Raw genomic sequence first — 21,706 nt, 5'->3', positions numbered from 1 at the left:
CCGACACCGATCCAAATGTGGGAGGGGGCTTGCCCCCGATGGCGGTGGATCATCTAACGAATCTGTTCACTGACACTCCGCTATCGGGGGCCAGCCCCTCCCACATTCGGCCTGCGGCGTTGCCACTGAATCGCTCCACCCATCCGCTAAATTGTTTCAAAACTTGACGCAATTCGATCCCTCGGCCATATTGATAGTTAGCAAACTAACTGTATGCGAACTATCCAGTGCCTCAATCCCTCGAACAACTCCAGATGAACCTCAGCAGCAGCATGGTGGTGGGCGCCCGTAACTGGCGCAAAATCTGCCAGAGCACGCTGGTCAGCTATGGCATCTCCGAAGCCTGCGCCGTGCCGCTGTTGATGATCGGCCGCCTGGGCGACGGGGTGCACCAGGTCAAAGTGGCCCAGGCCTCCGGGATGGAAAGCCCGTCCCTGGTGCGTCTGCTCGACCGGCTGTGCCATGACGGCTATGTGTGCCGTACCGAAGACGTCCACGACCGCCGCGCCAAGGCCCTGAGCCTCACCGAGCGTGGTCGCGAGTTGGTGCAGGCGGTGGAGGTGCAATTGGTGCGCCTGCGCCGCGAAGTGCTGGCGGACCTTCCGACCGCCGACATGGAAGCCGCACTGCGCGTACTGCGGGCCTTTGAGGCGGCGACGCTTTGAACGGATTTTTTACCGGCTTTCCGCCCGCCCGTGACTGGTTCTATGGGGTTCGTACCTTCGCCGCGTCGATGATCGCGTTGTACATCGCCATGCTGATGCAAATGCCGCGTCCGTACTGGGCGATGGCCACGGTGTATATCGTCTCCAGCCCGTTTGTCGGGCCTACCAGTTCCAAGGCCCTGTACCGCGCCATCGGCACCTTGATGGGGGCGGCGGCGGCGGTGTTTTTTGTGCCGATGTTCGTGCAATCGCCGTACATCCTGGTGGTGGTGATCGCACTGTGGACGGGCACCTTGCTGTTCCTCTCCATGCACCTGCGCACCGCCAACAACTACGCCTTGATGCTCGCCGGCTACACCTTGCCGCTGATCGCCCTGCCGGTGGTGGATAACCCGCTGGCGGTGTGGGATGTGGCCGAGGCGCGGACCGAGGAAATCTTCCTCGGCATTGCGGTCGCGGCGGTGGTGGGCGCGATGTTCTGGCCACGGCGGCTGATGCCGGTGTTCGATGGCGCGGTGGCCAAGTGGTTTGGCGACGCCCAGGTCTACAGCCAGCGTTTTCTTTCTCGCAATGTGCAACCGGAAGAAGTCAGCGCCCTGCGCGGCGGCATGGTCGCCACCTTCAATACCCTTGAATTGATGATCGGCCAGTTGCCCCACGAAGGCGCGCGGCCGCAGACGGTGCGCAATACCAAGGAATTGCGCGGGCGCATGATCCACCTGCTGCCGTTGGTGGAGGAGCTCGACGATGCGCTGTATGCCGTCGAACAGCGTGCGCCGCAGTTTCTCGAGCAACTGGCGCCGCTGCTGGAAGCCACCCGGCAGTGGCTGGAAAACACCACCGAAAGCGCACCGCTGGAACGCTGGCGTGCCCTGCGTGACCAGGTCGACGCCCTGCAACCCCAAGGCGAAGCCCTGGACGAGCGCCCCACGCTGTTGTTCTCCAACGCCCTCTACCGCCTGGGCGAGTGGATCGACCTGTGGCAGGACTGCCGCAGCCTGCAAGCCGCCATCCAGTGCGAAAGCCAGGACACTTGGCGTGCCGTGTACCGTCACTGGCGCCTGGGCCGGCTCACGCCGTTCCTCGACCATGGCCTGATGCTTTATTCGGCGTTTTCCACCGTCACCGCGATCATCGTCGCGTCGGTGCTGTGGATCCTGCTGGGCTGGACCGACGGCGGCAGCGCGGTGATCCTGGCAGCCGTGGCCTGCAGCTTTTTCGCTTCTATGGACGACCCGGCGCCGCAGATCTATCGGTTCTTTTTCTGGACCGCCATGTCGGTGCTGTTCGCCAGCCTCTACCTGTTCCTGGTACTGCCCAACCTGCACGATTTCCCGATGCTGGTACTGGCGTTCGCGGTGCCGTTCATCTGCATCGGCACGCTGACCGTGCAGCCGCGTTTTTACCTGGGCATGCTGCTGACGCTGGTGAACACCTCGTCGTTCATCAGCATCCAGGGCGCCTACGACGCGGACTTCCTCAACTTCGCCAACGTCAACCTGGCCGGGCCGGTGGGCCTGCTGTTCGCCTTTGTGTGGACGTTGATCGCCCGGCCCTTCGGCGCCGAACTGGCGGCCAAGCGCCTGACCCGTTTCAGCTGGCGCGACATCGTCGGCCTGACCGAGCCCGCCACCCTGAACGAACACCGGCACCTCGCCGCACAGATGCTCGACCGCCTGATGCAACACCTGCCACGCCTGGCGATGATCGGCCAGGACACCGGCATCGCCCTGCGCGACCTGCGCGTGGCGCTCAACCTGCTCGACCTGCTGGCCTATTCGCCGCGCATCCTCGGCGTGCCGCGGGTGCTGCTCAACCAGGTGGTGGAAGGCGTGGGCGGTTACTTCAAGGCCTGCCTCAAGGCGGGTGAACGCTTGCCTGCGCCCAGCGGTCTGCTGATGACCCTCGACCGCACACGCCGCGCCCTCAATGGCCAGGGCCTGCAAGACGAAGACGACACCCGCCTGCACCTGCTGCACGCGCTGGCCGGCCTGCGCCTGGCACTGCTGCCGGGTGTGGAATTCATTGGCGGCACGGAGATGGAAGCGCCGCTACCCGATGGAGCGCCTTTATGATCGGTGATCTGGATATCAGCGGGGTGTTCCTGCCCACGCTGCTGGTGCTGATGGGCATTACGTACGTGTTATTCCTGGTGGTGCACGGGCTGTTGACCCGCGTCCACTTCTATCGCCTGGTCTGGCACCGGGCATTGTTCAATGTGGGGCTCTACGCGCTGTTGCTGGGCGCGGTGGACTCACTCAGTCGATACCTGATGACATGAAAAAACCTTTTTTGACCATCGGCCGTGTAGTCCTGACGTTGTTGATCGTGAGCTTCGCGGTCGTCGTTGTGTGGCGCATGGTCATGTACTACATGTTTGCGCCCTGGACCCGTGACGGTCACATCCGTGCCGACATCGTGCAGATCGCGCCGGACGTGTCCGGGCTGATCCAGCGCGTCGATGTGCACGACAACCAGCTGGTGACCAAGGGCCAGGTACTGTTTGCCGTCGACCAGGACCGCTTCAAGCTGGCCCTGCGCCAAGCCCAGGCCGCCGTGGCCGACCGCCAGGAAACCCTGGCCCAGGCAAGTCGCGAGTACAAGCGTAACCGTGGCCTCGGCAACCTGGTGCCCAGCGAGCAGCTGGAAGAAAGCCAGTCCCGTGTTGCCCGCGCCCAATCGGCCCTGGCCGAAGCGCAAGTGACGGTGGACTCGGCCCAACTCAACCTCGACCGCTCGGTGATCCGCAGCCCGGTGGACGGCTACGTCAACGACCGCGCACCGCGTACCCAGGAGTTCGTCACCGCCGGGCGGCCGGTGCTGTCGGTGGTGGACAGCAATTCCTTCCATATCGACGGCTACTTCGAAGAGACCAAGCTCGACGGCATCCACGTCGGCATGGGCGTGGACATCCGTGTGATCGGCGACAACGCCCGCCTGCACGGGCATGTGCAGAGCATCGTCGCCGGTATCGAAGACCGCGACCGCAGCAGCGGCTCGAACCTGCTGCCCAACGTCAACCCGGCGTTCAGCTGGGTGCGCCTGGCCCAGCGGATTCCGGTGCGTATTGCCTTTGACGATGTCCCGGCGGACTTCCGCATGATCGCCGGGCGCACCGCCACGGTGTCGATCATTGGCGACAAACCCAATGACGGAGCCAAGCCATGAAGCCGCTGTGGGCAACCGCTGCGCTGGGGTTGTTACTGTCGGCCTGCCAAGTGGTGGGGCCGGATTACCAGTTGCCGCAAACGTCTGCCGTCAACCGCGCTGACCTGCAAGGGCAACTGGCGGGCAAGGGCAGCGACGTGGTGTCGGCGCCGGTGCCGGCCGACTGGTGGAAGCTGTACAAAGACCCGCGCCTGGACGAGCTGGTACGCCAGGCCATGGCCTCCAACACCGACCTGCGCGTAGCCGCAGCCAACCTGCAGCGCGCCCGTTATCAGACCCAACAGGCTGAATCCGCCGGCGGCTGGAGTGCCGGCGCCAAGGCCGAGGTGCAGCGCCTGCAGGAATCCGGCGAAGCGTTTTTGCAGGCGGACAAAGTGCCGGTGGATAACATCGGCAGCATCGGCATTACCACCTCGTACCAATTCGACCTGTTCGGCACCTTGCAGCGCGGCATCGAAAGCGCCCAGGCCAGCGCCGATGCGGCCCAGGCCGCCGCCGATATCGCGCGCATCACCCTGGTGGCCGATGTGGTGCGCTCCTACACCCAGGTGTGCGCGGCCAACGAAGAACTGGCGATTGCCAACGAATCCCTCGACCTGCAAGCCCAGAGCACCAAACTGACCCAACGCCTGCGTGACGCGGGCCGTGGCGATGAAACCCAGGTCACCCGCTCGCAAACCCAATACAAATCCCTGCGCGCCGACATGCCGCGCTATGAAGCGGCGCGCCAGGCCGGGCTGTTCCGCCTGTCGATGCTGCTGGCCAAGCCCGTGGACCAACTGCCGGCGGGCACCGGCACCTGCGCCGAGCTGCCGCACATCGCCCAGCTGTTGCCGGTGGGCGATGGTGCGGCGCTGCTGAAACGTCGCCCCGACGTGCGCCAGGCCGAGCGCCAACTGGCCGCCGCCACCGCGCGTATCGGCGTGGCCACCGGCGCCTTGTACCCGGACATCGCCATCGGCGCCACGGTGGGCACCGTGGGCCTGCTCGACAACCTCGGCCAGCCGGCGACCAACCGCTGGGGCTTCGGCCCGATGATCAGTTGGACGGTGCCGACCAACGGCGCCCGTGCGCGCATCCACGAGGCCGAAGCCGCGACTCAGGGCGCCCTGGCGCATTTCGACGGGGTGGTCCTCAACGCCATCCGCGAAACCCAGACCGGCCTGGCGCAATACACCGCCGTGCTGCAACGACGCGAGGCGCTGGCGGACGCCGAGCGCTCGGCCCAAGAGGCGGCGGACCAGACCCACCGCTTCTTCCAGGCCGGCCGCGAATCGTTCCTCGCCGACCTGCAAGCCACCCGCACCTACACCGCGATGCGCGCGCAACTGGCGGCGGCCAATACCCAGGTTGCCATGAGCCAGATCGATCTGTTCCTGGCCCTGGGCGGCGGCTGGGAAAGCGGACGAACGCAAGCGTCACAGCCCGGCAAACCCTGAGCGAATAGCTATGCTTGGACAGGCGGGTCGCCGTGACGACTCGCCTGACACTGCTCGCGTTTGCTCATGGGGATTCCAATAATGAAAAACCCTTATGCTCCCGCTTTCTGGTGCGTGCTCTTCGCACTGGTGTTGTTATCGGCCGCGTATTTCTACGGCGTCATGCTCGCCCATCAACTCGACAAGGCCATGGTGTTTCTCGACAGCGCCTGCCTGGTGATCGGCTCCCTGTCCATCGGCGTGGTGGCCTGGGCGTCCTACCAGAACCAGCGCGTGAAGAAAAAACTCCTCGAACAAGGCAAGACCCGCGTCGCGATCTGGGACACCAAGGTCGCTCTGCGTCGGGTCGAAACCGTGTTCGACCGCTATTTCTGGGGCAGCTATTGGCAGCCGGGGCGCACCTTCCAGGAAGTCATGGGCGACCTTACCGGCACGCCCCTGGAAAAAAGCCTCGAAGTCCTGAAAAAACAGTGCGTGGCCCTCGATCGGCAGGTCGCCGATGGCCGGCATTGGCTGAATAACGCGCGGGAATTGTCCGACGTCGCCACGCAGATGGCCCGGGAGCGCTACCAGCTGGACTTCTGCGACCCCAAGTCCGACACCCCCGGCAATGCGGTGATACACCGCGAGTTTGAGGTGCTGGTGTACACCTGGACGGCGCGCCTGAAGAGTTTTGACCACCAGCTCGACGAGATCGAGTTGGAGTATTCGTGAACCAACTGCACGCCTGACCCCTCTGAGAAAGCTGGGCCGTTTGCGGCCGCCAGTGCTAATCTTCCCCCGTTTTCGGCGGGCTTGAGCCAACCCTTTCGGGGTTCAAGGAAGACAGCCCACTTCTCACAGGATTTGATCAGGTCACTTCATGAATAAGCCAGCAGTCGTTCTTTTGGGTTTAGTTGTCGCCGTAGGCGTCGTCAGTGCAGGCGGCGCCTGGTACACCGGTAAACAACTGGAACCGGTGCTGCAAACCGCGATCCAGAACGCCAACAAGGAACTGCAGACCTCCATGGCCGGCGTCGACGGCACCGTGGCCCTGGAGCTGGTGTCCCTGGAGCGTGGCGTGTTCAGCAGCACCGCGCACTACCGCCTGAAGGGCCAAGGCTCGGTGTTCGGCGAAGAAAACCCTAATCCGGAACTGCTGTTCGTCGACCATATCGAACACGGCCCGCTGCCGTTCTCGCGCCTGGTGACGCTCAAATGGCTGCCGGTCATGGCCACCAGTCACTACGAACTGGAAAAGAACCCCACCACCGAGAAGTGGTTCGCCGCCGCCAAAGACGTGTCGCCGCTCAAGGGCGTGGCCAATATCGGCTACAGCCGCTCGGTCAACGGCAACATCGAATTGCTGCCCTTGACGTTCAAGGACGACACGTCTTCGGTGAACTTCTCCGGCGCCAACATGAATTTCGACAGCACCGCCGAAGGCCAGAAGGTCAAGGCCGACGGCTTCATGAACAGCCTCAAGATCGCAGCGGTCGATGCCAAGGGCGACGCCTTCGAGGCCGAACTGGCTGGCCTGACCATCGCCAGCAACCTGGAAAAATCCACCTTTGGCTTCTACACCGGGCAAAACACCGTTGAGCTGACCGACAGCACATTCACCTTCGGCCCGCAGAAAGCCGTGCTGACGGTCAAAGGCTTCGAGCAGAAAGACTCCAGCGAAACCAAGGACAACAACCTGGCCGGCCGTGTCGACTACAAGATCGACGAGATCGGTTACCAGGGCAAACCCGTGGGTTCGGCGGCCATGGCCCTGAGCATGAAGAACGTCGACATCCCGGCCATGCTGGTGTTGACCAAGCTGTACCAGGACAAGATGCAGCCGGTGCAAGCCGCTGCCGCAGCGGGCCAGCCCGCGCCTGAGCTGCAATTGACCGAAGCCGAGCAGGCCTTGGCCGAAGCCAACGTCAACCAGGTATTGGCCGCCAAGCCGCAGATCGCCGTGGAAAACCTGTCGCTGAAAACCACCCATGGCGAAAGCAAGTTCAACCTGCTGGTGGACCTGGCCAAGCCGGCCTCCATGGAGTTGCCGCCGGTTGAGCTGGGCAAGCAGATGATTGCATTGCTGGATGCCAACCTGACCCTGTCCAAGCCGATGATCGGTGACGTGGCTGCCCTGCAGGCGCAACTCGGTGGCGTGACCGATCCGAAAGCCATCGAGCAGCAGTCCCAGATGGCCGCCGAGATGGTCAGCGGCATGGCGGTCGGCACTCAGTTGGCGACCCTGGTCGGCAGCGATGTGGTGTCCAAGTTGCACTACGCCAACAATGAAGTGACCTTCAACGGCCAGAAGATGACCGTCGAGCAGTTCATTGGGTTTGTGATGGCCAAGTTCGGCGCGGTCAGCGGCGCGCAGTAAAGAGTTCGCCATCGCCCGGAAATAAATAATGTGGGAGCGGGAGTGCCCGCGATAAGGGTCAAACAGTCGACGCACCTGTCGGCCGGCACCCCGTTATCGCAGGCAAGTCCGCTCCCACATTCACATTTCAGGCGGTCCGCGCAATTCTGAACAATTGTTCCGGATTGGTCTTTTTCCTACTTTCCTGAGAGATAGTTCACACAGGAAAGCTAGGCCGGGTCATTGGACGCCGGCACCCTGCGGCAATTCGCTCAGGACCACCTATCGTTACAGCTTTCCGTGTGTAAGGAAGCTCACGATATGTTGCGAAACCTACCACTCAGTGCATCAGGCCGGTTGCGACTGCTCGTCGGGGCCGCCTTATGCAGCCAATTACTGATCCCCGCCTTCGCCATGGCCGATCCGGCCTATGACGCGCTGATCATTCAGGCGCGCAACGGCAACTTCACCCCCGCCCTGACTCAATTGCGCCAACTGTCCGCCGAGCGCCAGACGCCAGGCCAGGTCAGCGATCATGTGGTGATCGCCGGTTGGGCCGGCCAGGACGCCGAAGTGCTGAAGGTGTACGAGGCCCAGGGTAAACATCGCAACCTCAGCACCCAGGCGCTCGCCACTGTCGCGCGGACCTATCGCAACCAGAAGCAATGGGCCCAGGCCGAGGCGGTCTATCGCCAGGCGTTGCTGCGTGAACCGAATAACGTCGACCTGCAACTGGGCCTGGCCCTGACCCAGGCCGACGGCGGCAAGGCGGACGAAGCGGTACAACGTACCCGCGCATTGGTCGCCGCCAAGCCCGATGACCCCAACCGCCGCATGGCCCTGGGTTATGCACTGACCCGCGCCGGCTTGAACTACGACGCGCTGTTCGAGTTCGACCAGGCGTTTATCCGCGCCGGCGACAAGCCTGACGTCGCCCGCGAATACATCGTCGCCCTGCAAAAGGCCCGCCTGCCGGAAGCCGCGTTGCGCCTGTCGGCCCAGCGTCCTGGCCTGCTGGACCCGGTGACCCAGCGCCGCCTGGAAGGCGATCTCGCTGCCGAGCGTGTGCGCATGGCCGAGTTCGCCACACGCAGCGAAAAAGAACGCTACGTGATTGCCGACCGCGCCCTGGCGGATTACGACAAACTGCTCGCCCGTTGGACCCCGGACGCCAGCGCCCATGACGATGTGGTGCGCTGGCGCATCGACCGTCTCGGTGCACTCAAGGCGCGGGCGCGTACCGCCGAGGTGATCCGCGAATACGAGACGCTTAAGGCCGAAGGCGTGCAACTGCCGACCTACGCCGTGCGTTGGGTGGCCGCGGCCTACCTGGACCAGCGCCAGCCGGAAAAAGCCGAGCCGCTGTATCGCCAGGCCCTGAGCGCCACCGACGCCGAGCCCGATGATCGGGTCGAAGACACCACTGCGCTGTTCTACGCCTTGCAGGAAAGCGATAAAGCCGAGGACGCCAACGAGGTCGCCAAGGGCCTCGCCAACAGCCAGAACCCGCGGGTCGAGCTCAAGGGCTTGCCCATCGGCAACCCCAACGACGCGTGGATGGACGCCCAGCAACTGTCGGCCCAGGCCGGCGTCTACGGCGGCGACCTGCCGGGCAGCGAAGCCGGCCTCGAAGCGCTGGTGGCGAAAGCCCCGGGCAACGTCGGCCTGCGCCTGGCCCAGGCTGACATGTACCGCGCCCGCGACCTGCCACGGCGTGCCGAAGGCATCCTGAAGGAAACCGAAGCCCAGGCCCCACGGGATATGGGCCTGGAAGTGAGCCAGGCCTACACCGCCATGGACCTGCAGGAGTGGCGCCAGCTCGACGTGCTCACCGACGATGTGCTCGCCCGCAACCCGGACAATCGCCAGGTGCAGCGCCTGAGCCGCCTGCGCGACGTGCATGACATGGCCGAACTGCGTGTCGAGGCGTATACCGGCAAAAGCTTTGGCGGCGGCAATGACAGTGACGCGGGCGCCGTCGCGGGTAGCCGCGACTGGGGCATTGAGAGTCGGATCTACACGCCGCCCATCGACGAAGACTGGCGTGTATTCGCCGGCGCCGGGTACGCCAAGGCCGACTTCAGCGAAGGCACGGGCCAGCATCGCTGGCAGGTGGTGGGCGTGGAGCGGCGTACCCGCGACATGACCATTGAAGCCGAGGTGTCCAACCACTCCTACGGCGATGGCGCCAAACAAGGCGCCGCGGTGTCGATTGCCCGTGACATCAACGACAACTGGCAATACGGCGGCAGCCTGGGCTACCTCCTGAGCACCACGCCGCTGCGGGCGTTGAATGACGGCGTCACGGCCAACGGTGGCAGCGGCTTTATCCGCTGGCGCGCCAACGAAAGCCGCGAATGGAAACTGACCCTCAGCCCCTCCCATTTCAGCGATGGCAACGACCGCTTCGAAGCCTTGCTCAGCGGCCGCGAAGGCCTCTACAGCTCGCCGAAGGTGCAAGTGGACCTGGGCCTGGAAGTCGGTGCCAGCCGCAACAGCAAGGAAGACACGGTGTACTTCAACCCGAAGTCGGATTTCACCGTGCTGCCCGTCCTCAACATCAACCATGTGCTCTATCACCGCTACGAGACCCAGTGGAGTCAGCAGTTCCAGGTCGGTGCGGGTACCTATAGCCAGCGGGATTATTCCACCGGTGGCATCGGTCTGGTGGGCTACGGCCAACGCTTTCGCTGGAATGACGTGCTGGACGCCGGCGCCAACCTGAGCCTGATCAGCCGACCTTATGACGGGGATCGCGAACGCGATCTGCGTCTGCTCGTCGACCTCACTTACCGTTTCTAAAAGAGCCTGACCATGACCTTCCTCAGCCGTTGCTTGTTGGTTCTGGGCGTATTGCTGGCCAGTGCCTGCGCCCAGCAACCCGCGCCTTTCACTCCACCCGCCGAGCGGCCGACACCGGCCAACGAAACGGCGTGGCCGAAAAACCATTTCCTGGGCATTGCCTACCATGACGTGTCGGACCGTGACCCCGACCAGGCCGTGGTGGCGGTACGCACCGAGCGATTGATCGAACAGTTGGCCTGGCTGCGGGAGAACGGCTACCAGGCGGTCAGCGTTGACCAGATCCTGGCTGCCCGCCGTGGCGGCCCCGCGTTGCCGCCCAAAGCCATCATGCTCAGCTTCGATGACGGCTATTCGAGCTTCTATACCCGCGTGATGCCGATCCTGCGTGCCTATCGCTGGCCGGCCTTGCTGGCGCCGGTGGGCTACTGGATCGACACGCCGATGAACAAACCGGTGGACTTCGCCGGCTCGCCACGGCCGCGCGGCGAGTTCCTCACCTGGCAGCAGATCCGCGAAGTGTCTCAGTCCGGCCTCGTGGAAATCGCCGCGCACACCGATGCCAGCCACACCGGGATCCTCGCCAACCCCCAGGGCAACCTCGAGCCGGCGGCGACCTCGCTGCGCTATGACCCGGCCACGGGCCGCTATGAAAGCCAGGCCCAGTTCCAGGCGCGGATGCGGGCGGATGTCTCGGCGATCTCCAACAAGATCCAAACCGTGACCGGTAAGAAACCACGGGTATGGGTGTGGCCGTACGGCGCCGCCAAGGGCACCTCGCTGGCGATCGTCAGCGAGCAGGGCTACCAGATGGCCCTGACCCTGGAAGACGGCCTCGACAGCTCCAGTGACCTGATGAACAGCCCCCGCTTCCTGGTGGCCTCCGACCCGGACGGCGAGCATTTCGCCAACAGCATCGTCGCCGTGCAAACCCCGGCACCGCTGCGGGTGCTGCATGTGGACCTGGACAACGTCTACGACCCGGACCCGGCCCAGCAGGCGCGCAACCTCGACCAACTGGTGCAGCGCGTGGTGGACATGGGCGCCGGTACGGTGTTCCTGCAAGCCTTCGCCGACCCCAAGGGTGATGGCCTGGTGCACGAACTGTACTTCCCCAACCGTCACTTGCCGGTGCGCGCCGACCTGTTCAACCGCGTCTCCTGGCAGTTGCACACCCGTGCCCATGCCGCCGTGTATGCGTGGATGCCGGTGTTGAGTTTTGCCCTCGATCCCAAGCTGCCCCGCGTGACGCGTTGGGACCCGGAAACCGGCCAGGTCGGCACCGACCTGGACCAATACAAACGCCTGTCGCCGTTCGACCCGCAGGTGCGCAGGATCATTGGCGAGATCTATGAAGACCTGGCGCGTAACAATGCCATCGACGGCGTGCTGTACCACGACGACGCAGTGCTCTCGGACTTCGAAGACGCCAGCCCTGCCGCGCTCAAGGCCTATGCCGCCAACGGCCTGCCGGGCAGCATCCAGGCCCTGCGCGCCGACCCGGCGGTGATGCAGCGCTGGACGCGCTTCAAGAGCCGCTACCTGATCGACTTCACCAAAGAGCTGACCGCCAAGGTCCACGCCATCGGTGGGCCGCAGGTGCAGACCGCGCGCAATATCTTCGCCGAGCCGATGCTCAACCCGGCGAGCGAGGCCTGGTTCGCCCAGAACCTCGATGATTTCCTCCAGACCTATGACTGGACCGCGCCGATGGCCATGCCGCTGATGGAAGGCCAGGAGTACAAGACCTCCAATGCCTGGCTGGAGAAGCTGGTGGCGACGGTCAAGGCGCGTCCCGGCGCGATGGAACGCACCGTATTCGAACTGCAGGCCAAAGACTGGCGCACCAAGGCCGCGCCGGATATCGACGCTGTGCAGATGGCTGAATGGATGGGTGTGCTCAAGCGCCAGGGTGTCACGAGTTTTGGCTACTACCCGGACAACTTCCTGGAAAATTCCCCGGACCTGAAGACTGTGCGTCCGGCCCTTTCCAACCAATGGAATCCTTGACCATGTTCGACAGAATCCTGGCGTTATTCGTGCTGGCACTGGTATTAGGCGTGCCCCTGGGCCTGATCTTCCTGGTCACCGGGCAGTTCCTGATGGACTTCGTGTTTTTCTACCCGCTGTTCATGTCGGCGCTGTGGATCGCCGGTGGCTTGTACTTCTGGCTGCATTGGGAGCGCCACTGGCCCTGGGAGGAAGACACTCCGGCACCGACCCTGGCCGGCAACCCGCTGATCTCGATCATCATCCCTTGCTACAACGAGGGCGATAACGCCGCCGACACCATTCATGCGGCGCTGGGCCAGCTGTACCCGAACATCGAAGTGATCGCGGTCAACGACGGCTCCAAGGACAACACCGCCGCCGTCCTCGATGCCCTGGCACTGGAGCATCCGCGCCTGCGCGTGTTGCACCTGGCGCAGAACCAGGGCAAGGCCGTGGCCTTGCGCATGGGCGCCGTGGCCTCGCGCAGCGAATACCTGGTGTGCATCGACGGCGATGCGCTGCTGGATAAAAACGCGGCGGCCTATATGGTCGCGCCGATGCTCGACAACCCGCGCCTGGGCGCCGTGACCGGCAACCCACGCATCCGCACACGCTCGACCTTGATCGGCCGCGTGCAGGTGGGCGAGTTCTCCTCGATCATCGGCTTGATCAAGCGCACCCAGCGCGTGTTCGGGCGGATCTTCACGGTGTCGGGTGTGGTGGTGGCGTTCCGTAAAAAGGCGCTGGACCGCATCGACTACTGGAGCACCGACATGATCACCGAGGACATCGATGTCAGTTGGAAGCTGCAGCTCGATCACTGGAGCATCTTCTACGAGCCGCGCGCGCTGTGCTGGATCCTGATGCCCGAAACCGTCGGTGGCCTGTGGAAACAGCGCCTGCGCTGGGCCCAGGGCGGTGCCGAAGTGCTGTTCAAGAATATCCGTGGCATCTGGCAATGGCGCCATCGCTACCTGTGGCCGCTGCTGTTCGAATACTGCCTGTCCACCGGTTGGGCCTTCACCTTCCTGCTCTCGGTGATTTTCTGGGGCCTGGGCAAATTCATCGTGCTGCCGCCGGCAATCACGGTGGACTCCCTGGTCCCGCCGGCCTTTACCGGCCTGGTGCTGGCGATGGTGTGCCTGGTGCAATTCGCGGTGAGCATCCTGATCGACCGCCGCTACGAGAAAGACCTGTGGAAAACCCTGTTCTGGACCGTGTGGTACCCGATGGTGTTCTGGCTGGTCAGCCTGTTCACCACCCTGGTCAGTTTCCCCAAGGTGCTGTTCAACCAGCACCAGAAGCGCGCGCGCTGGGTCAGCCCGGATCGCGGTATCAAACCTGTTGAAGAGGAGGCGTGAGCATGAAACTGGTCAGAACTCGCCAAAGTACCGTGATGTGGATCATCGACGTGATCCTGACCTTGATGGCCTGGGCCGGACTGGTCTGGCTGCTGGCGCGCGGGATCACTTCGATGCTTGAAACCCACGGCGGCCCGCGTATCGAGGCGCCGATTTTCGCGGCGCTCAATACTTTGCAGGTCTACCTGTGGATCGCACTGTTCAACGCGGTGATCCTGGTCACCTGGGCACGCTACCAGCAACGCAAGGGGCGCAAGTTCGCCCAGCGCCGCGCCGAAGCCAAGGCCCTCACCGACAAGAACCTGAGCGAGAGCTTCAGCCTCGCCGAGGGTGACCTGGAGCAACTGCGCCGCCCGGGCGTACTGGTGATCCACAACGACGAAGACGGCGGCGTGTCGGAAGTCAAAGCCCACGTCTCCCGCGACGTGGAAAAACCAGGCTTGACCCTCGTGCCTGGCGCGTCTCAGAACAAAGACGCCAGCTAGTGGTGTAAACCACAATCCAATGTGGGAGGGGGCTTGCCCCCGATTGCGGTCGATCAGCTAATGAATGCTTGGCTGACACCTCCCTATCGGGACTCTTACCCTGCCGATCCCGATTATTGGGATCCAATTCACAAAACTCCCGCGAACTTATCTGCTTTTTTCGGTACTAACTTATCTCGGAAAGAACTTGATGGCCAAGTAATGGCAACTTATAAGTTCTCCGACGAATCGCTATCAGAACAGCTGCCGCCTGTCGGAATAATATTTCCAGTTTCAGGCCGTGTATCTTTTTGATGATTTTTTATTGTTATTAATCAATGTGTTGCGTGAATAACTAGCACGGGCATGCAACTGACTCTGTTTCTTGGGTTACTGCTAGTTCGATGTTAGTTTCGCGGCCCCTGATTTTCGACGGACCGAACATGTCTTTTTTATTGCCACGGACTCGGTACTTGCTATGCACTTTGCTGCTTGCTTATTTGAGCGGCAACAGTGCCTTGGCCGCCCCTACGCCGGGGGATCAGGACCTTATCCGCGACCGCCAGAACCGGCTTCTCGAAGAGCAGCGTAGGCGCCTGGAAGAGCTCCAGGACCTGCCCGGCAAGAGCAATCAGCCACAGGCCCCGGCACAGCCTGCTGACACCCGCTGCTTCCCCATCCAGGACATCGAACTCAAGGGCGCCGACAGCCTTTCCGCTGCCGACCGTAACCGCCTGCTCAAACCCTATATCGGCCAATGCCTGGGCGTTACGCAGCTCAATGAACTGCTCAAGGTCATCACCGATTACTACATTGCCAAGGGCCGCGTCACCAGCCGGGCCTATCTGCCGCAACAGGACCTTTCCAGCGGCCACCTGCAAGTGCTGGTGGTCGAAGGCAAACTCGAAGGCCTGAAGGGCGCCCAGGGCAGCACGGTCACCGACCGCGAGCTGGCCATGGCGTTTCCCGGCAAGGTCGGCGAGGCCCTCAACCTGCGTGAGGTCGAGCAACTGGTGGATCAACTGAGCCGCCTGCCGTCCAAACAGGCGCAAATGGAACTGACCCCCGGCACCCAGATCGGCGGCAGTGAAGTGCTGGTCAAAAACCAGCCGCAAAAACCCTGGCGCGCCAGCCTGTCGCGCAACAACGATGGCCAGAAAAGCACCGGCGAACAGCAGTGGGGCGCGGGCCTGGAATGGGACAGCCCGTTGGGCCTGGCCGACCAACTGATCCTGCGCGGCGGCCACGACGCCATCAGCGACCACCAGAAAACCTCGAAAAACAGCATGCTCTACTACAACGTGCCGTGGGGCTGGTGGAACTTCAGTTACACCTACAGTGAGAGCGATTACCGCACGCCGGGCAGCGTCGATGACTTCAAATACAAGCAATGGGGCGACAGCCAGAATCACCAGCTGCGCGCCGAGCGTGTGGTGCATCGCGATGACGTGAGCAAGACGTCGGTCAATGTCGGCCTCACTCATTTGCGCACCAACAACTACATCAACGACACACGCCTGGGCGTCAGCAGCAACCGCCTCAGCGAATTCCAGGTGGGTATCAGCCACGGGCGCCGTATTGGCAGCGCGTTCGTCAACCTTGATGTGGGCATGCAAAACGGTATCGGTGCCTTCGACGCGCAAAAGGATGAGCAGACCCGTATCCGCGGCAACCTCACGCCCACGCCGCGCTACCGCAAATACACCGCCACCCTGAGCTACCTGCAGCCGTTCACGCTGTGGGGCGAGTCATTGAGTTTTTCCAGCCTGGCCACCGGGCAGCGCAGTGAAGACGTGCTGTACGCGCCGCAACGCCTGAGTCTTGGCGGCTCGTACTCGGTGCGGGGTTTCAAGGACCAGCAGTTGAACGGCGACAGCGGCGGCTACTGGCGCAACGAAGTGCGTTGGGCGCGCCCGGTGACCCTCGACTGGATGCGCCCGGCCTTCGCCGAGTACGGCGCCAGTGTCGGCTACGACCAGGGCGTGATTCGCAACGATCGCTACAACGATGACCAGCACGGCCGGGTATCGAGTAACTCCCTGGAGCTGTTTGCCCGCGGCAAGCACGTCAGCACCAGCGTGACGTTCGCCCATTCGCTGGAAAGGCCTGGCGTCGTGACCGAACGCGAAGCGCCGATCTATTTCCGCCTGGATTTCTTCCTGTAATTCAACACCGCTGCCTTGAGATTTTGAATATGGACGTTCGCCCTGTTACTGCCCTGAAAAGCCTGAGCCAACGCGGCCTGGCCCTGATCCTGGCCAACGCGCTGTTCTGGCAGCCGCTGCTGGCCCAGGCCGAGGGCATTGTGGTCAGCGGCCCCGGCACTACCCTCGGGCAGGCGGGCAACGGCGTGCCGGTGGTGAACATCGCCACGCCCAATGGCAGCGGGCTGTCCCATAACCAGTTCAAGGACTATAACGTCGGTCCCAACGGCGTGATCCTCAACAACGCCACGGGCATGGTGCAGAGCACGCAGCTGGGCGGGATCATCGTCGGCAACCCGAACCTCAAGGGCGGCGCTGCGAATGTCATCCTCAACGAAGTCAACGGCGGCAGCCCCAGCCAGTTGCGCGGCTACACCGAAGTGGCGGGGCAGTCCGCCAAGGTCATCGTGGCCAACCCGTATGGGGTGAGCTGTAACGGTTGCGGCTTTATCAATACCCCCAACGTCACCCTGACCACCGGCAAGCCGATTCTTGACCAGGCCGGGCGCCTGGACCGCTACCAGGTGGACGGCGGTGCGGTGACCATCGACGGCCAGGGCTTGAACGCCAGCAACGTCGACCGCTTCGAGATCATTACCCGTTCGGCCAAGATCAACGCCAAGATCAATGCGCGCCAGCTCACCGTGATTGCCGGACGCAATGACGTCGACGCCCAAAGCCTGAAAACCACCGCGCGCGCCGACGACGGCAGCACCAAGCCGGAACTGGCCATCGACTCGTCGGCCCTGGGCGGCATGTATGCCGGTGCGATCAAACTGGTGGGCACCGAAGCCGGCGTGGGCGTGAAGCTCGACGGCACGCTCGCTGCCAGTGGTGGCGATATTCAGCTCGACGCCAACGGCCACCTGAGCATGGCCCAGGCCGCCGCCAGCGGTGCGGTGGACATCAAGGCCGCGAGCCTGGAGACCAAGGGCGCCGTGTACGCGGGCACCACCCTCAAGGCACAGACCAAGGGCACCCTGAAAAACAGCAAGACCCTCGCCGCCCGCGACAGCATCACACTGACCAGCAACGGCCAACTGACCAACAGCGGCATCGTCGAGGCCGGGGTCAACGCCGATAACACGCGCAACACCGTCGGCGACGTCAAGCTCGAGGCCCGGCACATCAGCAATACCGGCACGGTGATCGCCAATCGCGAGCTCGGCGCCACCGCCAATACCCTGGACAACCAGGGCGGTACCATGAACGCCAGGCAGGTACTGAACGTCACCGCCGCCAGCGTCGACAACCGCAACAACGGTCGCCTGCTCAGCGACGGCACGCAGACCCTCACCGTCAGCGGCCTGCTGGACAACAGCCAGGGCGGCATCATCGACAGCACCGGTGCCTTCACCCTGCACGGCGATACCCTGGACAACAGCGCCGGCAGCCTCACCGGTGGCGGCGCAATCACCCTGGACCTGATCGGCGACCTGATCAATCGCAACGGCAAGCTGGCGAGTGCCGGCCCGTTGCTGATCCAGCGCGCCGCCCACGTTGACAACCAGGGAGGCAAGCTCGCCAGCCAAGGTTTGCTGACCCTGTTCGCCAACAGCATCGACAACCGCAACAACGGCACCCTGGCCGCCAACGATGGCCTGACCCTGACCACCAGCGGCCTGCTGCAAAACGGCGGCAACGGCCTGATCCACAGTGAAAAGTCCGGCGTGACCATCACCGCCGGTACGCTCGACAACGACGGTGGCCGCATCGCCGCCAAAGCCGGTGATGCGCAGATCGACGCCACGGATTTCAACAACGGCAGCGGCGCGCTGTTTGCTCGGGATCGCGTGCACCTGACCGGTATGAATGTGGATAGCGGCGGCGAGATCGCCGGCAACCGGATCGACGTCAGCCTGACCGGGGCCCTGGTTAACCGTGGCCTGATCGAGAGCGCCACCGCCCTCGACGTCGACACTGCCAGCCTCACCAACAGCGGCCAGATGCGCGCCCTCGGCACCACCGGCAAGACCCGCTACGCCATCGGCGGCCTGCTCAACAACAGCGGTAGCCTCGAGACCGCCAACGACCAATTGAGCCTCGCCGCCACCCGCTTCCAGAACACCGGCGGCAAGGTATTGCACGTGGGCACGGGTGCACTCGACCTCAGCGGCATCAGCCTCGACGATGTCGGCGGCAGCCTGGTGACCAATGGCGACCTGATCCTCGATAAAGCCAACTGGACCAACAGCACCGCGATCCAGGCCGGGCGCCTGACCGTCAACGTCGATAACCTGCAACAGACCGCCACCGGCAAACTGCTCGGCACCCGCGCCCTGGTCGGCAGCGGCAAGGACTGGACCGTGGGCGGCAGCGTCGCCAGCCAGGGCAGCCTGGATCTTTCGGTGGACAACCTGCTCAACGACCACGGCCTGATCTTCAGCGGCGGCGACATGAACCTCAAGGTCGACCGCCTGAAAAACCTCGGCGCCGCGATCTACGCCATGGGCAACCTGCGTGTCGACCGCGACGGCCAGGGCGGCCTGGCCACCAGCATCATCAACAGCTCGGGGACGATCGAGAGTGAGCGCAACCTGATCCTGGCGGCCAGCACGCTCCAGAACATCCGTACTGTGCTCACCACCGAGTCCGGCATCTACAGCGCCTCCATCACGCCCATCGCCTGTATCGACGGAGTGACCGGTGGCGACTGCGAAGGCGGCAAGCAGAACCGGCCGTTCCAGATTACCCAGCGTGATCACTTCATCGTCAGCGATGCCACGGCAGCGTCCAGCATTACCTCGGGCGGCAACATGCTGCTCACCGGCGGCGAGCTGCTCAACAGCAGCAGTAGCATCGCCGCCGGCGGCAACCTCACGGCCATCGTCAATCAACTCACTAACGTCGGCGTCGTGACCCACGATACCCAGTATGACCGCGTCTTTACCTCAGCCCGCGAGCGCAAGCCCGGAGGCTGGTACCGTGAAGCCGCGGCCTTCACTCAACGCTATTCGGCAGGCCAGGACATGACCGGCGTCGAAGCCGGCCTGGCGTCGTTCATTGGCAAAATGGAGAGCGAGAAGACCGACCTGCGCAAAACCACCCAGCTGATGGTGCCCGACCAGAGCTACGCCGCAGTCATCCAGGCCGGTGGCGCGGTGGATGTGAAGGCCCAGGCCGGCATCGACAACAGCGTCGTGCAAGGTGGCTACACCTACGTCGGCAGCGGCGCCAATACCAAGGCGCCGGGCTACTCGACCCTGGTCAGTCTCAACCCACAACTGCCACCGGACGTTGCCCAGCAGCAGGTCAACCCGCTGGGCCTGCCCGGCTTCGACCTGCCCACCGGCCAGAACGGCCTGTTCCACCTCAACGACCGCGATGGCGCAACCGGGCTGCCCACCAGCCAGTTCGCGGCCAACCCGCACAAGTACCTGATCGAAACCAACCCGCTGCTCACCGACATGCGCCAGTTCATGAGTTCGGACTACATGCTGACCAAGCTCGGCTACGACCCCGACACCGCGCAACGCCGCCTGGGCGACGGCTTCTATGAACAACGCCTGATCCAGCAAGCCGTGCTCGCCCGCACCGGCCAGCGCTTCATCGATGGCCAGACCAGCGACGCCGACCTGTTCAAGCACCTGATGGACAACGCCATCGGCAGCAAAACCGCGCTTAACCTGTCGGTGGGCGTAAGCCTCACCGCCGAACAAGTCGCCGCCCTGACCCACGACATCGTGTGGCTGGAAAACGCCACCGTCGCCGGGCAACAAGTGCTGGTGCCGGTGCTGTACCTGGCCCAGGCCAATAACCGCCTGGCACCCAACGGTGCATTGATTTCCGGCACCGACGTCAACCTGATCACCGGCAGCCACCTCAACAACGCCGGCACCTTGCGCGCCACCGGCAACCTGCTGGCGAACGTCGGCAGCAACCTCACCAACAGTGGGTTGATGGAAGCCGGTGGTCGCCTCGACCTGCTCAGCGGCAACAACCTGACCAACCGCGCAGGCGGTGTGATCAGCGCGGGCAACGTCAACCTCGCCGCCGGCGCCGACCTGCTCAACGAACGCAGCGTCACCACCCACGAAAGCGCCAGCAGCTACCGCACCGAACGCAGCGACTTCGTCGACAGCGCCGCGCGCATCGAATCGGCCAACGATCTGGCCATGCAGGCTGGCGGCAACATCAACAACGTCGGCGGCGTGCTCAAGAGCGGTGCCGACACCACGGTCAAAGCCGTGGGTGACGTCAACATCACCGCCTCGAAAAGCCTCGACAGCGGCGCCATCGGCAACCGCTCCAGCTTCACCACCATCGCCCAGCAAGGCTCGGTGGTCGAGGCCGGCCGCGACCTGCATGTGATTGGCGGGCGCGACATCAGCGCCGTGGCCAGCCAGATCAATGCCAAACGCGACGTCAACCTGATTGCCACCCGCGACCTCAACGCCATCGCGGCAGCCAATGAGCAACACTCCACGACCAACACGAAAAAGGTCAAGAGCATCGAAGACCACGTGCAGCAAGTGTCCAGCGTGATCAAGGCCGGCGGCGACGCCACCCTGAGCGCCGGGCAGAACCTGCAACTGGTCGCCAGCCAGGTCAATGCCGACAACGAGGCTTACCTGGTCTCGGGTAAAAACCTCGAGCTCAAAGCCGCGCAAGACCAGGACTACAGCTTCTACAGCAAGACCAAGAAAACCTCCCAGGGCAAGAAATTCCGCCTGGATGAAACCGACGTCGTGAACAACGTCGGCAGCCTGGTCAGCGCGGGGACGAACAGCACCGTCGTCGCCGGTGCAGACCTGCTGCTGGCCGGCAGTGCCGTCACTGCCGAAAAAGGCGCCACCCAACTGGTCGCCGGCCAGGACGTGAACATCCTCGCCGTCAGCAACGCCGACAGCGCCCGCCACGAACGCAAGGAAAGCAAAAGCAGCTGGGGCGGCCTCAAGTCGAGCAAAGTCCAGGACAAAGTCGACGAAAAACGCACCACCGCCCTGGGCAGCATGGTCTCCGGCGAAACCGTCACCGTCGCCGCCAAGCGCGATGCCACGGTCACCGGCTCGTCCCTGGTCAGCACCGGCGACCTCGCCGTCCAGGCCGGCCGCGACCTGACCATCGACGCGGCGCAAAACACCTTCGCCCGCACCGACATGCACAAGGAAAAAAATCGCGACCTCACCGGCGTGCTGACCGGCAACAAGCTCGGTCTGGACGACATGACCGGCAACCAGAAGCTGTACATCAACAGCTCGAAGCACAACGGCACGGCCAATGAAATGACCTTGACCGGCAGCACGATTGGCTCGAGCGCGGGCAATGTGTCG

13 protein-coding genes are annotated in these 21,706 nt (G+C 63.6%); all 13 read left to right on the top strand.

Annotation, left to right across the window (positions count from 1 at the left end; genetic code table 11):
* Positions 1-254 precede the first annotated feature (254 nt).
* On the top strand, positions 255-665 hold the full coding sequence (locus B9N88_RS31880) for a MarR family winged helix-turn-helix transcriptional regulator (RefSeq protein ID WP_027608073.1): 411 nt from the start codon (positions 255-257) through the stop codon (positions 663-665).
* On the top strand, positions 662-2,740 hold the full coding sequence (locus B9N88_RS31875) for an FUSC family protein (protein WP_027608074.1): 2,079 nt from the start codon (positions 662-664) through the stop codon (positions 2,738-2,740). Before B9N88_RS31880 ends, B9N88_RS31875 begins: the two co-directional genes overlap by 4 nt.
* Positions 2,737-2,946 carry a DUF1656 domain-containing protein gene (locus tag B9N88_RS31870; protein ID WP_012721577.1) on the top strand — a complete coding sequence of 70 codons (210 nt, stop codon included), beginning with the start codon at positions 2,737-2,739 and terminating at the stop codon, positions 2,944-2,946. The genes B9N88_RS31875 and B9N88_RS31870 overlap by 4 nt, the downstream gene beginning before the upstream one ends.
* A complete protein-coding gene (locus tag B9N88_RS31865; protein ID WP_027608075.1) occupies positions 2,943-3,833 on the top strand; it encodes an efflux RND transporter periplasmic adaptor subunit in 891 nt (296 codons plus the stop codon). The genes B9N88_RS31870 and B9N88_RS31865 overlap by 4 nt, the downstream gene beginning before the upstream one ends.
* On the top strand, positions 3,830-5,272 hold the full coding sequence (locus B9N88_RS31860; RefSeq protein ID WP_027608076.1) for an efflux transporter outer membrane subunit: 1,443 nt from the start codon (positions 3,830-3,832) through the stop codon (positions 5,270-5,272). The genes B9N88_RS31865 and B9N88_RS31860 overlap by 4 nt, the downstream gene beginning before the upstream one ends.
* An 81-nt stretch (positions 5,273-5,353) precedes the next feature.
* Complete coding sequence (locus B9N88_RS31855) at positions 5,354-5,986, top strand: hypothetical protein (RefSeq protein WP_027608077.1); 633 nt, start codon at positions 5,354-5,356, stop codon at positions 5,984-5,986.
* Positions 5,987-6,134: 148 nt separating this feature from the next.
* Positions 6,135-7,631: a YdgA family protein gene (locus tag B9N88_RS31850; protein ID WP_027608078.1), complete on the top strand. Its 1,497-nt coding sequence runs from the start codon at positions 6,135-6,137 to the stop codon at positions 7,629-7,631.
* Positions 7,632-7,931: 300 nt separating this feature from the next.
* Complete coding sequence (pgaA, locus tag B9N88_RS31845; protein ID WP_027608079.1) at positions 7,932-10,412, top strand: poly-beta-1,6 N-acetyl-D-glucosamine export porin PgaA; 2,481 nt, start codon at positions 7,932-7,934, stop codon at positions 10,410-10,412.
* Between the two features lie 12 nt (positions 10,413-10,424).
* Entirely contained in the window at positions 10,425-12,422 is a 1,998-nt protein-coding gene (pgaB, locus tag B9N88_RS31840) for a poly-beta-1,6-N-acetyl-D-glucosamine N-deacetylase PgaB (protein ID WP_027608080.1), read from the top strand.
* 2 nt (positions 12,423-12,424) lie between these two features.
* Positions 12,425-13,765, top strand: coding sequence for a poly-beta-1,6-N-acetyl-D-glucosamine synthase (gene pgaC / locus B9N88_RS31835; RefSeq protein WP_027608081.1), 1,341 nt, complete (start codon positions 12,425-12,427; stop codon positions 13,763-13,765).
* Positions 13,766-13,767: 2 nt separating this feature from the next.
* On the top strand, positions 13,768-14,250 hold the full coding sequence (gene pgaD, locus B9N88_RS31830; RefSeq protein ID WP_027608082.1) for a poly-beta-1,6-N-acetyl-D-glucosamine biosynthesis protein PgaD: 483 nt from the start codon (positions 13,768-13,770) through the stop codon (positions 14,248-14,250).
* Positions 14,251-14,672: 422 nt separating this feature from the next.
* The gene (locus B9N88_RS31825) at positions 14,673-16,394 is read left to right on the top strand and encodes a ShlB/FhaC/HecB family hemolysin secretion/activation protein (RefSeq protein ID WP_027608083.1); all 1,722 of its coding nucleotides are present in this window, start codon (positions 14,673-14,675) and stop codon (positions 16,392-16,394) included.
* A 29-nt stretch (positions 16,395-16,423) separates the two neighbouring features.
* A partial coding sequence (locus B9N88_RS31820) for a two-partner secretion domain-containing protein (RefSeq protein WP_027608084.1) occupies positions 16,424-21,706 on the top strand: 5,283 nt, incomplete at its 3' end.

The sequence above is a fragment of the Pseudomonas sp. LAMO17WK12:I1 genome (assembly GCF_900177315.1).
In the GTDB taxonomy this organism is placed as follows: Bacteria; Pseudomonadota; Gammaproteobacteria; order Pseudomonadales; family Pseudomonadaceae; genus Aquipseudomonas; species Aquipseudomonas marginalis.
The sequence above is the reverse complement of the archived record's forward strand: the minus strand, read 5'-3'. Positions and strand labels throughout refer to the sequence as shown.